This is a genomic window from Pseudomonas sp. FW305-3-2-15-E-TSA4 (assembly GCF_058787295.1).
In genome coordinates, this window is sequence record NZ_JBYSZP010000006.1 from 46,750 (window position 1) to 59,030 (window position 12,281).

The following is a 12,281-nucleotide window of genomic DNA, read 5'->3' on the forward strand; positions in this document are numbered from 1 at the left end:
CTGCACCAGGCCCAAAGTTGTCGCGGGGATACTTCTATGACAGCGAAATTCTGAAAATCAGCACAGCCGCTGGGTAAATTTTGTGTAAGGTCTGTACCGGCTTCTTTACCGGTCGGTCAAAGGGGCTCGCAGCCCGTTGCAGACAGGCGCTTATGATCGTCCAGAACCCGATGGAATGGCTAACTCCGTCCATCCGAAAGTCCGTTTTCAAGGAGAAGTTTCATGCAGATGAATCCCAACAAAGATACCCAGCTGTGCATGTCCCTGTCGGGGCGTCCGGGGAATTTCGGTCTGCGCTTTCATAACCATTTGTATGAGCAGTTGGGCCTGAATTTCTATTACAAGGCGTTCAGCAGTCAGGACCTGCCGGGGGCCGTTGGCGGGATTCGTGCGCTGGGGATTCGTGGTTGCGGGGTGTCGATGCCGTTCAAGGAAGCCTGCATCGCGCTGGTCGATGAGCTGGATGCGTCGGCAGCGGCGATCCAGTCGATCAACACCATCGTCAACACCCACGGCCATCTCAAGGCTTACAACACCGATTACATCGCCATCGCGCAATTGCTGGAAACCCACGCGGTACCGCAAGACACGACGTTTGCCCTGCGCGGCAGCGGCGGCATGGCCAAAGCGGTGGCCAGTGCCTTGCGCGATGGCGGCTATAAAAATGGCTTGATCGTTGCGCGTAACGAGCGCGCCGGACGGGCTCTGGCGGACTCGCTGGGCTATCGCTGGCAGGCGGAGCTCGGCGAAGAGCGGCCGCAGATGCTGATCAACGTCACCCCGGTGGGCATGGACGGCGGGCCGGAAGCCGGCCAACTGGCGTTCGAACCAGAAGTGATCCAGGCTGCCGACACCGTGTTCGATGTGGTGGCGATTCCGTCGGAAACGCCGCTGATCGTGCGCGGGCGGGCTGAGGGCAAGAAGGTGATTACCGGGCTGGAGGTGATTGCGATCCAGGCGCTGGAGCAGTTTGTGCTGTACACCGGGGTGCGGCCGAGTGAAGAGCAGTTTGCGGCGGCGGTGGCGTTTGCCCGGAGCTGATGAGTTGTGCTGGCTGGGCGGGCCTCTTCGCGAGCAGGCTCGCTCCCACAGTTGAATTTTTGTCATGCACAGATTGTGTGTTCGCTGTAGATCCTCTGTGGGAGCGAGCCTGCTCGCGAAGGATGCACCACGGTCTCAAGCCAGACATCCATGCCTATACTGCCTCCCCAGCCAGCCCAGACTTGCCACCCACAAAAACCGTGACCGAGGCCCGCCATGCACCCACCCATTCTCAACCTGCATCAGGTCGAACTCGAACCCTTGCCCGAAGCCCTTGCTCCGGAGGGCGAAACCGCTGGCCGCTATCAACAACGCATGGCGCGCATCGGCCAGCAGCTCGGCGCGCAGAAACTCGGCTATCGGTTGTACGCCTTGCCGCCAGGCATGCGCGGCAGTCCGTTTCACAGCCATCGGGTCAATGAAGAGATGTTCTATGTGGTGGCCGGGGAGGGCGAGGTGCGGCTGGGGGCCGAACGCTTTCAGATCCGCGCGGGCGACGTGATCGCCTGCCCGCCGGGCGGCCCGGAAACGGCGCATCAGATCATCAACACCAGCGACGGGGAGCTGCGTTATCTGGCGGTCAGCACCCAGCAGCAACCGGATATCTGTGAGTACCCGGACTCCAACAAATACGCGGTGATGGACAATTTCAAGGTTGATGCCGAGGGCAATGCGTCAGGTTTTGTTGCCGTGGCGCGGCAGGCGGATGGTGTGGATTACTGGGATGGTGAATAAATAGAGATCTTCGGCTTGGTGCAGACCCTGTGGGAGCGGGCTTGCTCGCGAATGCGGTGTGTCATTGACAGTGATTCGACTGACACAGCCCCTTCGCGAGCAAGCCCGCTCCCACCATAGGATTGGGGGTGATTATTCGAGGCGCGCCAGGCGTTCTTCCAGTGCGGCAATTCGTGCTTCCAGCTCTTCAATGCGTTCAACTGACACACCGCTGGTCGAGCGTTCCCCAGGATTCTGCCGCGCCGCCAGGATCGCCTCGATATCTGCCGGATCGCCCAGCGCATGGGTGTAGCGGTCTTCGCGCTGACCGGCCTGACGTGGAATCAACACCGCCAGTCCGCGCGCGATCAGGCGCTCAAGCTGATGCACCACTTGCTCGGCATCTTCGAAGTCGTGCATGCGGCTGCTGCGGGTCAGCAGCTCATTCACCGTCTGCGGGCCACGCAGGAACATCAATCCGCTGAGAATCACTTGGGCCGGCACCAGCTCCAGTGCCTTGTCGAGCTTGTGCTCCCAGCGATCGGCGCGACTGCCCATGACCAGTTTGGCGTAACCGTGGCTTTCCAGCGCCCGCAGGCTCTGGCCAACCTGGCCTTGAGTCAGGTTCATCACCGGTTCACGGCTGGTTTTCTGATTGCAGGCCAGCACCAGCGCATTGAGGGTCAGCGGATAGGTTTCCGGGCTGGTGGCCTGTTTTTCGATCAACGCACCCAGGATGCGGATTTCCGTGGCGGTGAGCCGTGGTTCGTCGGTGGTGGTTGCAAGTTCGGTGGTCATCGCGCGTTCCCTCAGCAGTCGAAGGCGCCTAGCCTAATCCTTGGCTAACAAAAGGCAAGCCGTGTGGTCATCAAGCATGGCTATAATCGCCTCCACGTTCCACCCAGCCACCACACGAGACTGCCATGACCATTTCCCTGTACGCCGCATCCGTCCCGGTTTTTCAACAAATGCTCAACGCCCTGAGCGATGTCCTGAAAAAGGCTGAAGCCCACGCCACCGAGAAAAACATCGACCCGAACGCCTTCCTGCAAGCGCGCCTGTACCCGGACATGTTCCCGCTGGTGCGTCAGGTGCAGATCGCCGTCGACTTCGCCAAGGGCGTTTCCTCGCGTCTGGCCGAAGTTGAAATCCCGAAATATGACGACACCGAAACCACCTTCGCCGAGCTGCAGGCGCTGATCGCCAAGGTTCTGGCCTACATCGGCGAGATCAAGCCGGAGCAGATCAACGGCAAGGAAGGCATCGAGATCGTGACCCGTCCGGGCACGCCGAAGGAGAAGCGCTTCAGCGGCCAGGCTTACCTGCTGAGCTACGGTTTGCCGCAGTTCTTCTTCCACGTCACCACCACCTACGCGCTGCTGCGCCACAACGGTGTTGAAGTGGGTAAACGCGATTACATGGGCGCGTACTAAAACACCCAGCTACAAAAAAGCCCGCCAAGGTTTGCGCCTTGGCGGGCTTTTTTTTTTGTAGGAGTGAGCCTGCTCGCGATAGCGGTGTGTCATACCGAGACGATGTGACTGACACACCGCTATCGCGAGCAGGCTCGCTCCTACAGGTTTATGCGGTGCGTTGGGCTTTCGCTTCTTCACCCAGGCATGCCGCAGCGGTGAACAAAACATCAGTCGACGAATTCAACGCCGTCTCCGCCGAGTCCTGCAACACCCCAATGATGAAACCGACCGCCACCACCTGCATGGCAATCTCGCTCGGGATACCGAACAGGCTGCACGCCAGCGGAATCAGCAGCAGCGAGCCGCCGGCCACGCCCGAGGCGCCACAGGCGCAGATCGCCGCGACAACGCTGAGCAGGATCGCGGTCGGGATGTCCACGGCAATCCCCAGCGTGTGCACGGCGGCCAGGGTCAGCACGGTGATGGTGATCGCCGCGCCAGCCATGTTGATGGTTGCGCCCAGCGGGATCGATACCGAGTAGGTGTCTTCGTGCAGGCCCAGGCGCTTGCTCAGTTCCAGGTTGACCGGAATGTTCGCCGCCGAGCTGCGGGTGAAGAACGCGGTGATCCCGCTTTCGCGCAGGCACTTGAGGGTCAGCGGGTACGGGTTGCGGCGCAGTTTCCAGAACACGATCAGCGGGTTCATCACCAGCGCGACGAACAGCATGCAGCCCAGCAGCACGCCCAGTAGATGCGCGTAACCGATCAGTGCGCCGAAGCCCGAGGTCGCGAGGGTCGAGGCCACAAGACCGAAAATGCCCAGAGGTGCGAAACGAATCACCACGCGCACGATCAGCGTCACGCCGTTGGACAGGTCGCCGAGCACTTCGCGGGTGGTGTCACCGGCGTGGCGAATGGCAACGCCCATGCCGATCGCCCAGGCCAGAATGCCGATGAAGTTGGCATTCATCAGGGCGCTGACCGGGTTATCGACCACGCTCAACAGCAGACTTTGCAGCACCTCGGCGATGCCGCCTGGCGCGGTGACTGACACGTTGTCGGTGGATAACACCAGATGTGAGGGGAATGCCATGCTGGCGACAACCGCAACTACGGCTGCGGCGAAGGTGCCGAGCAGATAAAGAAACAGGATCGGCCGGATGTGGGTTTCCTGGCCGTGCTTGTGGTTGGCAATCGACGCCATCACCAGCACGAATACCAGAATCGGGGCCACGGCTTTCAGTGCCGAGACGAACACTTTGCCGATGAACGCCGAGCCTTTCGCCGCTTCCGGGGCGAACAGCGCCAGAGCGATACCGGCAATCAGGCCGATCAGGATCTGCGTGACCAGGCTGAGGTTTTTCAGGCGTTGCAATAGAGAAGGGGATGAAGCGGTCATAACGGCATCTCTGATTTTTTATAGGGTGCAAGGTTGCGTGAAACCGGTGATACATCGGGGGGCAGGTCACCGGCACGAACCGAAAGGGCTGACGCGCCATCAACGCTGTTAAACAGGCCGCTGAATAGGGTGTACGTTTTTCAGGGCGCGGACTTTATCACAGCGTAGGCGTTATCCTTCAGGCCTGTGACGATCTGCCACCGGATTGATCGGCAAGTCGGCAGGTTTGTGCAAGTCAGCCCGGAAACACTCTGTTAAGATTCGCCATCCTCATTTTCATAGTCTGCCAGCGGGCCTCTTGGTCATCGCTGGTGTCGTCGTTTTGCTGGAGTTGCTCATGCTGTTGCCCATTCTTCTGTTGTCCGCCGCCGGATTCACGGTGCTGACCACGGAATTCGTCATCGTCGGCCTGTTGCCGGCCATTGCCCGCGACCTGGCGGTAACCATTCCGCAGGCCGGTTTGCTGGTGACTCTATTCGCTTTCACGGTGGCGATGTTCGGTCCATTTTTGACCGCGTATTTCGCCCGGTTCGAGCGGCGCAAGTTGTTCATCACGATTTTGATCATGTTCGGCCTGGCCAACACCGTTGCGGCGCTGGCGCCGAACATCTGGGTCATGGCCATCGCCCGGTTGATCCCGGCGCTCGGCCTGCCGGTGTTCTGGGCCTTGGCCAGTGAGACCGCAGTGGACATCGTCGGCCCGGATCACGCTGGCCGCGCGATTGCCAAGATCGGCTTCGGCATTGTTTGCGCGACGGTGTTCGGCATTCCGGTGGGCACCTTGATTTCCGATGCGTTCGGCTGGCGCAGTGCGTTTGCGATTCTGGCGGTCATCGCTTTCGCTAAGGCCTTGTTGCTGTTTGTGTACCTGCCGAAAACCAGCCTGCACCAGCATCAGGTCAGCTTCGCCTCGCAGTTCAAGATCCTGCGCAACCCGCTGATGATCGGCCATGTGCTGTTGTCGATTCTGGTATTCAGCGGCATGTTCACCGCTTATACCTATCTGGCCGACATTCTTGAGCGTCTGGCCGGGTTCAACGGTACGGTGGTTGGCTGGTGCCTGATGGGCTTCGGTGCGGTCGGGCTGATCGGCAACTCACTGGGCGGTCGCGCGGTGGATCGTCATCCACTGGGCGCCTCGGTGTTGTTCTGCGCGTTCATGATTGCCGGCATGGTCTCGCTGGTGCCGAACATTCACTCGACGGTGGGGCTGGCGGTGGCCATGGGCATCTGGGGTATCACCCAGGCTGCGCTGTTTCTGGTCAGCCACGTGCGCCTGATGAAAGCTGCACCAGAAGCGCCAGCCTTTGCCGCCTCGCTGAATATCGCCGGGGCCAACCTCGGGATCGGCCTCGGAGCGATGATCGGCGGGCGGGTGATCGACAGTGCCGGCCTCGGTTTTCTGGGGTTCGCCGCTGCCGGGTTCATTCTGTTGTCGGTGTTCCTCGCCATGGTGTTGATGACGCTCAAGCCGCGCGACGCGTGCGCCCAGGCGTCATAACGCGGTAAACAGCTCGCGTCGGGCACCTTCGGTAATCGCAACGATGCCGGGGTGCTTGACCTTGCGCTCCACCGAAATGGCATAGAACGACTCGGTCACCGCGTCGGTCTGGCCAATCTCCTCGACGCCGTACTGGCGTTTGACTTCATCGGCAATCACGCTCGGACCTATGAAGATCCCGCTGCCCGATTGGCCGAAGGCCTGCATCAGGGCGCTGTCATCGAACTCCCCGACGATTCGCGGCTGGATCTGCTGCTCGGCAAACCAGCGCTGCAAACGGCTGCGCACCACGGTTTCCGCGCCGGGGATCAACAGCGGTGCGCCGTTGAGGCTGCGCGGGAAATCCTGCCCGTATTGCGCTGCCAACTTCGTGGTGGCGAAGAAACTGATCCCGCATTCGCCGAGCTTCTGGCTGTAGCCCTTGATGTCAAGGTGCGACGGCATCGGGCTGTCGGAGATCACCAGATCCAGGCGCTGGATCGCCAGATCCGCCAGCAGGCGTTCGAGTTTGTCTTCGCGGCAGGTGATGCGTAGCGGCTCGTGCAACTCCATGGTCGGCGCAATCAGGCGGTAGACGATGGACTTGGGCACCACGTCCGCCACGCCGACGCGGAACAGGATCTGCTGCTCGTTGGGCTGGGCGCGCAGCATCAGCTCCAGTTCGCCGCCTAACTGAAACATCTGCTCGGCGTAGGGCAGGGCCTGACGTCCAGCTTCGGTCAGCTCCAGCTGACGGCCGACCCGTTGAAACAGTTCGATGCCATAGGTTTGTTCGAGCAGCGAAATCTGCCCGCTGATGGTTTGTGGCGTGAGGTTAAGTTGCTCGCAGGCACGCACGATGCTGCCGGTCTTGGCGACCACCCAGAAGTAATGCAGTTGTCGGTAGTTGAGCATCGAGCCACGACCTCTGTTTTGAAGGTATTGAATTCGTAAAAACCGAAGTATAGCCGCTAAAAATACGAATTTTCCTGAAGTGTTTGTCTCCCTAGAATGCCCAGCCATCGACGGGCGGTCTGTGACCCTGTCTGTTCATTCGAAGGAAGTCCCATGAAATACACAATTCCAGCGTTGATGTTTACGTCTTTACTGCTTATGGCCGGTTGCGATCAGGCCGAGAAAAGCGCCCAGCAGTTGATGGGCAAGGCCGCCGAAAGCGCCAAACAGGCGATCGACGACACGCACAAGGCTGCTGAACAAGCGCTCAGCGACGCCACCGGCGGCCTGATCGAGAAAAAAGAAACACCGGAAAAAGACGCGGAAAAATCCGAATCTTCCTCCAAGACCATCTAAACCGTCTTACACAGAGTCAGGACTGACCCATGGAATATCTGTTAGAACTCGCCGCCAGCCCCGCCGCCTGGGTTGCTTTGGCCACACTGGTGGTGATGGAAATCGTGCTCGGCATCGATAACCTGATCTTTATTTCGATCCTGACCAACAAACTGCCCGTGCAGCATCGGCAGAAGGCGCGTCGAATCGGTATCGGCATGGCGCTGATTCTGCGTCTGGCCCTGTTGAGCACCATCGCCTTCATTGTGCAGTTGACTGCCCCTGTGATCGAAATCATGGGCCAGGCGTTCTCCTGGAAGGACATGATCCTGATTGCCGGTGGTCTGTTCCTGGTGTGGAAAGCCACGACCGAGATCCATCACAGCATGGACCCGGCGCCGGAAGACCCGAAAAGCGCGACATCGACCGTGACCCTGGGCTTCGCTGCCGCGATCGGTCAGATCCTGATGCTGGACATGGTGTTCTCGATCGACAGCATCATTACCGCGGTGGGCATGACTGAGCACTTGCCGATCATGGTGATCGCAGTGGTGGTCTCGGTAATGGTGATGCTGTTTGCGGCTGAACCGCTGGCCAAGTTCATCAATGACAACCCGACGGTGGTGATGCTGGCGCTGGGCTTCCTGATCATGATCGGCATGACGCTGATCGCCGAAGGCTTCGGCGCCCACGTACCGAAAGGTTATGTGTACGCGGCCATGGCGTTCTCGGCAGCGATTGAGGTGCTGAACATGATGTCGCGCCGGGCGAAGCAGAAGAAACTGGCGCAGCAGGCGTAAGCGCTGACCAGCCAAAAGCCCCCTGAGCGCCAAGCGTTCAGGGGGCTTTTTTATGGGCGGAACGTTTGCAGTATCAATGTGCGGTCGCGTGCCGTGCGTTGTGCTTTTGCGGTTTTTCGTCTGCCACAGGTGGCTGCGGGTGATGGTGGCGCCGCGAAATCCGCAGCACGCCCCACAACATGGCAGTGGCCACGGCCAGCCAGCCGGCGATCAGCATTACTATAGTCATGGTCAGGCTCATCAGTGCCTCCTCTTTGCCCTGCGTCGGGCACTCACTTTTTCAATTCGCTCTGTTTCAGTGACAGTCTAGACAATGGGGTGTTTCAGACTATTGACCAAAGGTCGGTAATGACCAATCAGTTCGCTCTATGCAAACGATCGGTCTGCGGTTTAAGGCTATACCGCAGGCCTGCATCGCCCTATGATCGCAGGCGTTGCCGGAACACGATGACCGGCGTCTGACGAGAGTGATGATGGTGCAGGTATTTTCTCGATTGCGAGGGGCGTTGCTGGTGGCCGGTTGCGCGGCGGTGTTGGCAGGGTGTGCGGGCAGTGTGGCGCCGCAGGTCAAGCGTCTGCCGGAACGGGTCGAACTCAGCGGCACGTTCTATCGCGGCGAAGCCAATCAAAGTGGTCCGCAAGTGCTGGCCAGCCTGTTGTCGCAGCAGGGCATCATGATCACCCCGGGGCTGCTGGAAAAACCGTTGCATCTGCCGGATGCACAAGAGCAGTTGCAGCAGAATCTGCAGAGCCTGGCTCGCGATTACGGCATGGTGGTCTATCCGCTGGACAAGAATTTGCCTGCCCTGTTGACCCAGGTCGCGGCAGGTTATCCGGTAATGGTGCGCTTCAGTGAAGGCTCGGCGTTCTGGGCCGAACCGCGTTACGCGATCCTTTCCGGGTATGACCGGTTGAAACAGAAGGTGCTGTTGCGCGCCGGAATGAATCGCCGCGAACTGATGAGCTTCAGCTCTTTTGAATCGGCGTTCGAAAAATCAGGCGGCTGGGCGGTGCTGATCCAGAAACCGTCGCAGATTCCCGCCGAGGTTGATCGCCAGCGCTGGCTCGCAGCAGCGGATGAGCTGGCGCAGGCCGGGCAGGAACGTGAAGCGGCGCAAGCCAAAAAGGCTCTGCCCGCACATTAAGGCTCCGTTCGTCATCTGCCGGGCACCCTCACGCCCGGCAGGCCTCTCACTGATAGAGCCCGAATGTGCGGGTGAATCAGGAGGCGAGCATGGCAGATTCCCCATCCCCGAAAGGCCCACACTCAAGCGAGCATTCGTCCGGTCATGATCTGGGTTTCGATCCGGATTCACCGGATCTCGACGATCCGCAAGTTGATCCGGTCGGCCCCGCCAAGGCGCCGCGAGACGTGCAACCGGACGACGACAGCCAGCGACCGGCCAAGCCCTATGATCCGTTGGCCGATCTGAAACCATGAAGTGAGGTGCGTATGAGTACCGATTCCAGCTTCGACGATAAAAAACCGGACAGCGTGCCGACCACGCCTGAGGACGACGTGGACCCTGTGCTGGATCCGGACAGCCCGCTGCGCGATCCGCTGGCGCGACCTAATGTGCTGACGCCGGAGCATCATCGTGATCCGAGTGCCGGTGATGGCATTCCCGATGACGAACAGATGCCGCTGCCCAATGACTGAGACGCAGGCAATAAAAAGCCCCGAGATGCCGGGGCTTTTTATTGTTTCGCGAACTACTTGGAGGCTTCGACCACGCCGCTCTGGCGCGCCTTGAGGTTCTTTTCGGCCTTGTATTGTTGGGCCACCGCCGGAACGTTGGTGCTGCGTCCGGTTTCCATCCAACTGCGGATACGGCTGGCATCGGCAAAATGCGTGTACTTGCCGAACGCATCGAGAATCACCAGGGCGACCGGACGATTGCTCATTCGCGTCACCAGCACCAGGCAATGACCCGCCGGGTTGGTGAAGCCGGTTTTGGTGATCTTGATGTCCCAGTCAGCCTTGTTCACCAGGTGATCGGTGTTGCGGAAACCCAGGGTGTAATTGGGCTTGCGGAACGCTACGGTTTTTTCCTTGGTGGTGGTCAGCTCGCTGAGGATCGGATGCTTGCTCGCGGCGACCAGCAGTTTGCTCAAGTCGCGGGCGGTGGACACGTTGCGTTCCGACAGCCCGGTCGGCTCGACATAGTGCGTATTGGTCATGCCCAGCGCTTTGGCCTTGGCGTTCATTGCGGCGATGAACGCGGCGTAACCGCCTGGATAGTGATGCGCGAGGCTGGCGGCCGCACGGTTCTCCGAGGACATCAGGGCAATCAGCAGCATCTCGCGACGCGGCAATTCGCTCTTCAGTTTGACTCGGGAGAACACGCCTTTCATTTCCGGCGTGTGGCTGATGTCGACGTCGATCCATTCGTCCATGTTCTGGTGCGCTTCAACCACCACCAGTCCGGTCATCAGTTTGCTCACCGAGGCGATCGGTACGATCACATCCGGGTTGCTCGAATAGATGACTTTATTGGTCTGCAAATCCATAAGCAGGGCGCTGCCGGAGGCGATCTTCAATTGCGAAGCATCGCGTGGCGCGGCGGTAGTTTCAGCGGCGTTGACGGTTGGCGTGACGAATGTGCCTGAAAAAGCAAAAACCAGGCTCAGGATCGAAAGACGAATTTTCACGCGGGCGAACTCATAAAGGTAGGATATTCCGTTAGTTTGTAACGGGTTATTTCTTCAAAGCGTCGCATTCTAGGAGTATGGCTGAAGATCTGTCGATGGTTGTTTGAATGACCTGAAAATCTCGTGAAAAGGCCTGTAAAAAGAGGGGTTTCCGGCGAACGGTTAGTGTTTTTTCTCAGATACGAAAAACCCCGCACAAGGCGGGGTTCTTTTACTGCGCAAAAACGTCTCAGGCGTGCAGGGTTTCTGCCGCGTAGAGGGTGTTTTCCAGCAGGCAGGCACGGGTCATCGGGCCAACGCCGCCGGGAACCGGAGTGATCCAGCCAGCGCGGGGCAGGGCGGTTTCATACACCACGTCACCGACCAGCTTGCCGTCGTCCTGACGGTTGATGCCGACGTCGATCACGATCGCGCCTTCCTTGATCCACTCACCCTTGACCAGTCCCGGCTTGCCGGCGGCGACCACCACCAGGTCAGCGCGACCGACGTGGCCGGCCAGGTCCTTGGTGAAGCGGTGGGTGACGGTCACGGTGCAACCGGCCAGCAGCAGTTCCATCGCCATCGGACGACCGACGATGTTCGACGCACCCACCACCACCGCATCCAGACCATAAAGGTCAACGCCGGTGCTTTCCAGCAAGGTCATGATGCCCTTTGGTGTGCACGGACGCAGCAGCGGAATGCGCTGGGCCAGGCGGCCGACGTTATAAGGATGGAAGCCATCGACGTCTTTGTCCGGGCGAATGCGCTCCAGCAGTTTGGAGGCGTCCAGGTGCTCGGGCAGCGGCAGTTGCAGCAGCACGCCGTCGATGGCCGGGTCGTCGTTGAGGCGATCGATCAGATCGGTCAGCGCTTCTTGAGTGGTTTCGGAAGGCAGGTCGTAGGCTTGAGAGAGGAAGCCGACCTCTTCACAGTCTTTACGCTTGTGCGAGACATAAACCTGAGAGGCAGGATCGCTGCCGACCAGGATCACCGCGAGGCCGGGAGTGCGCAGGCCTTGCTGGCGACGCTCGGCAACTCGTTGGGCGATCTGCTGGCGCAGGCTGGCGGCGATCGATTTGCCGTCGATTAGTTGTGCAGTCATTGCGCGTGATTAACCATCGAGAGGGGAAAAAAAGAGAACGCATTCTCGCATGTCAGACGGTGAGGGCAAAGGCGCTTGGTCAGCAAATTCCCCTAACTCCTTTAATTAAATGAATTTTTTTCAAAAAGGATTTGACGACCTTGGGAGCGCTCTATACTATTCGTCGCACTTGTCGGGCACAGCCTAGCACTGGTTAAGAAGGTTGAGCGGAATTAGCGTTCTGCGAAGCTGGAAAGCATTTAGTTTGTAGTCCTCCAAGAGTACAGATTAATAAGGCGCCCGTAGCTCAGCTGGATAGAGCATCCGCCTTCTAAGCGGATGGTCGCAGGTTCGAGTCCTGCCGGGTGCGCCATTAGGCAGCTTTGGCACAAGTAGCGCGATATGGTGGGCGTAGCTCAGTTGGTAG

15 protein-coding genes and 2 tRNA genes (1 of these 17 running past the window's edge) are annotated in these 12,281 nt (G+C 59.5%); 11 read left to right on the forward strand and 6 right to left on the reverse strand.

Annotation, left to right across the window (positions count from 1 at the left end):
- Positions 1-222: 222 nt before the first annotated feature.
- Together AC3WMV_RS09815 and AC3WMV_RS09820 are read left to right on the forward strand one after the other, a co-directional pair.
- Entirely contained in the window at positions 223-1,041 is an 819-nt protein-coding gene (locus AC3WMV_RS09815; RefSeq protein ID WP_103369500.1) for a shikimate 5-dehydrogenase, read from the forward strand.
- 216 nt (positions 1,042-1,257) lie between these two features.
- A complete protein-coding gene (locus AC3WMV_RS09820; RefSeq protein WP_103369497.1) occupies positions 1,258-1,776 on the forward strand; it encodes a cupin domain-containing protein in 519 nt (172 codons plus the stop codon).
- A gap of 132 nt (positions 1,777-1,908) precedes the next feature.
- Here AC3WMV_RS09820 and AC3WMV_RS09825 read toward each other — a convergent pair whose 3' ends face one another.
- On the reverse strand, positions 1,909-2,553 hold the full coding sequence (locus tag AC3WMV_RS09825; RefSeq protein WP_103369495.1) for a YceH family protein: 645 nt from the start codon (positions 2,551-2,553) through the stop codon (positions 1,909-1,911).
- 125 nt (positions 2,554-2,678) lie between these two features.
- Between AC3WMV_RS09825 and AC3WMV_RS09830 the strand changes: the two genes are divergently transcribed.
- The gene (locus AC3WMV_RS09830) at positions 2,679-3,188 is read left to right on the forward strand and encodes a DUF1993 domain-containing protein (RefSeq protein WP_007965386.1); all 510 of its coding nucleotides are present in this window, start codon (positions 2,679-2,681) and stop codon (positions 3,186-3,188) included.
- 148 nt (positions 3,189-3,336) lie between these two features.
- Here the strand turns inward: AC3WMV_RS09830 and sstT are convergent, their stop codons facing one another.
- The gene (gene sstT / locus AC3WMV_RS09835; RefSeq protein ID WP_098968087.1) at positions 3,337-4,569 is read right to left on the reverse strand and encodes a serine/threonine transporter SstT; all 1,233 of its coding nucleotides are present in this window, start codon (positions 4,567-4,569) and stop codon (positions 3,337-3,339) included.
- 337 nt (positions 4,570-4,906) lie between these two features.
- Between sstT and AC3WMV_RS09840 the strand changes: the two genes are divergently transcribed.
- Positions 4,907-6,070 carry an MFS transporter gene (locus AC3WMV_RS09840; protein ID WP_096795702.1) on the forward strand — a complete coding sequence of 388 codons (1,164 nt, stop codon included), beginning with the start codon at positions 4,907-4,909 and terminating at the stop codon, positions 6,068-6,070.
- Here AC3WMV_RS09840 and nhaR read toward each other — a convergent pair.
- Entirely contained in the window at positions 6,065-6,964 is a 900-nt protein-coding gene (gene nhaR, locus AC3WMV_RS09845) for a transcriptional activator NhaR (RefSeq protein WP_097087795.1), read from the reverse strand. The genes AC3WMV_RS09840 and nhaR overlap by 6 nt on opposite strands.
- A gap of 153 nt (positions 6,965-7,117) precedes the next feature.
- On the opposite strand from nhaR, the gene AC3WMV_RS09850 reads away from it, so the two are divergent.
- Together AC3WMV_RS09850 and AC3WMV_RS09855 are read left to right on the forward strand one after the other, a co-directional pair.
- Positions 7,118-7,360, forward strand: coding sequence for a hypothetical protein (locus tag AC3WMV_RS09850; protein WP_007965379.1), 243 nt, complete (start codon positions 7,118-7,120; stop codon positions 7,358-7,360).
- A 29-nt stretch (positions 7,361-7,389) separates the two neighbouring features.
- Positions 7,390-8,139, forward strand: a complete 750-nt coding sequence (locus AC3WMV_RS09855; RefSeq protein WP_027613902.1) for a TerC family protein — start codon at positions 7,390-7,392, stop codon at positions 8,137-8,139.
- 73 nt (positions 8,140-8,212) lie between these two features.
- On the opposite strand, the gene AC3WMV_RS09860 is transcribed toward AC3WMV_RS09855, so the two are convergent.
- The gene (locus AC3WMV_RS09860; RefSeq protein WP_177408990.1) at positions 8,213-8,368 is read right to left on the reverse strand and encodes a hypothetical protein; all 156 of its coding nucleotides are present in this window, start codon (positions 8,366-8,368) and stop codon (positions 8,213-8,215) included.
- Positions 8,369-8,612: 244 nt separating this feature from the next.
- Here AC3WMV_RS09860 and AC3WMV_RS09865 point away from each other — a divergent pair, with 244 nt between their 5' ends.
- The 3 genes from AC3WMV_RS09865 (at position 8,613) to AC3WMV_RS09875 (ending at position 9,799) form a co-directional block, all read left to right on the forward strand.
- On the forward strand, positions 8,613-9,284 hold the full coding sequence (locus AC3WMV_RS09865; RefSeq protein ID WP_097087798.1) for a peptidase C39 family protein: 672 nt from the start codon (positions 8,613-8,615) through the stop codon (positions 9,282-9,284).
- Between the two features lie 89 nt (positions 9,285-9,373).
- The gene (locus AC3WMV_RS09870; RefSeq protein WP_047597456.1) at positions 9,374-9,580 is read left to right on the forward strand and encodes a DUF6021 family protein; all 207 of its coding nucleotides are present in this window, start codon (positions 9,374-9,376) and stop codon (positions 9,578-9,580) included.
- Positions 9,581-9,592: 12 nt separating this feature from the next.
- Complete coding sequence (locus AC3WMV_RS09875; RefSeq protein WP_027613905.1) at positions 9,593-9,799, forward strand: hypothetical protein; 207 nt, start codon at positions 9,593-9,595, stop codon at positions 9,797-9,799.
- A gap of 53 nt (positions 9,800-9,852) precedes the next feature.
- Here the strand turns inward: AC3WMV_RS09875 and pbpG are convergent, their stop codons facing one another.
- Entirely contained in the window at positions 9,853-10,791 is a 939-nt protein-coding gene (gene pbpG / locus AC3WMV_RS09880; protein ID WP_103369493.1) for a D-alanyl-D-alanine endopeptidase, read from the reverse strand.
- A gap of 229 nt (positions 10,792-11,020) precedes the next feature.
- Positions 11,021-11,875 (reverse strand): bifunctional methylenetetrahydrofolate dehydrogenase/methenyltetrahydrofolate cyclohydrolase FolD, encoded by an 855-nt coding sequence (folD, locus tag AC3WMV_RS09885; protein ID WP_003223627.1) that lies wholly within the window; start codon positions 11,873-11,875, stop codon positions 11,021-11,023.
- Positions 11,876-12,150: 275 nt separating this feature from the next.
- On the opposite strand from folD, the gene AC3WMV_RS09890 reads away from it, so the two are divergent.
- A tRNA-Arg gene (locus AC3WMV_RS09890) sits at positions 12,151-12,227 on the forward strand.
- Between the two features lie 32 nt (positions 12,228-12,259).
- Positions 12,260-12,281, forward strand: a tRNA-His gene (locus AC3WMV_RS09895) (it continues 154 nt past the right edge of the window).

Coding starts and splice junctions, on each gene's coding strand:
- AC3WMV_RS09815 (WP_103369500.1), top strand. CDS start 223: ATGCAGATGAATCCCAACAAAGATACCCAGCTGTGCATGTCCCTGTCG.
- AC3WMV_RS09820 (WP_103369497.1), top strand. CDS start 1,258: ATGCACCCACCCATTCTCAACCTGCATCAGGTCGAACTCGAACCCTTG.
- AC3WMV_RS09825 (WP_103369495.1), bottom strand. CDS start 2,553: ATGACCACCGAACTTGCAACCACCACCGACGAACCACGGCTCACCGCC.
- AC3WMV_RS09830 (WP_007965386.1), top strand. CDS start 2,679: ATGACCATTTCCCTGTACGCCGCATCCGTCCCGGTTTTTCAACAAATG.
- sstT (WP_098968087.1), bottom strand. CDS start 4,569: ATGACCGCTTCATCCCCTTCTCTATTGCAACGCCTGAAAAACCTCAGC.
- AC3WMV_RS09840 (WP_096795702.1), top strand. CDS start 4,907: ATGCTGTTGCCCATTCTTCTGTTGTCCGCCGCCGGATTCACGGTGCTG.
- nhaR (WP_097087795.1), bottom strand. CDS start 6,964: ATGCTCAACTACCGACAACTGCATTACTTCTGGGTGGTCGCCAAGACC.
- AC3WMV_RS09850 (WP_007965379.1), top strand. CDS start 7,118: ATGAAATACACAATTCCAGCGTTGATGTTTACGTCTTTACTGCTTATG.
- AC3WMV_RS09855 (WP_027613902.1), top strand. CDS start 7,390: ATGGAATATCTGTTAGAACTCGCCGCCAGCCCCGCCGCCTGGGTTGCT.
- AC3WMV_RS09860 (WP_177408990.1), bottom strand. CDS start 8,368: ATGACTATAGTAATGCTGATCGCCGGCTGGCTGGCCGTGGCCACTGCC.
- AC3WMV_RS09865 (WP_097087798.1), top strand. CDS start 8,613: ATGGTGCAGGTATTTTCTCGATTGCGAGGGGCGTTGCTGGTGGCCGGT.
- AC3WMV_RS09870 (WP_047597456.1), top strand. CDS start 9,374: ATGGCAGATTCCCCATCCCCGAAAGGCCCACACTCAAGCGAGCATTCG.
- AC3WMV_RS09875 (WP_027613905.1), top strand. CDS start 9,593: ATGAGTACCGATTCCAGCTTCGACGATAAAAAACCGGACAGCGTGCCG.
- folD (WP_003223627.1), bottom strand. CDS start 11,875: ATGACTGCACAACTAATCGACGGCAAATCGATCGCCGCCAGCCTGCGC.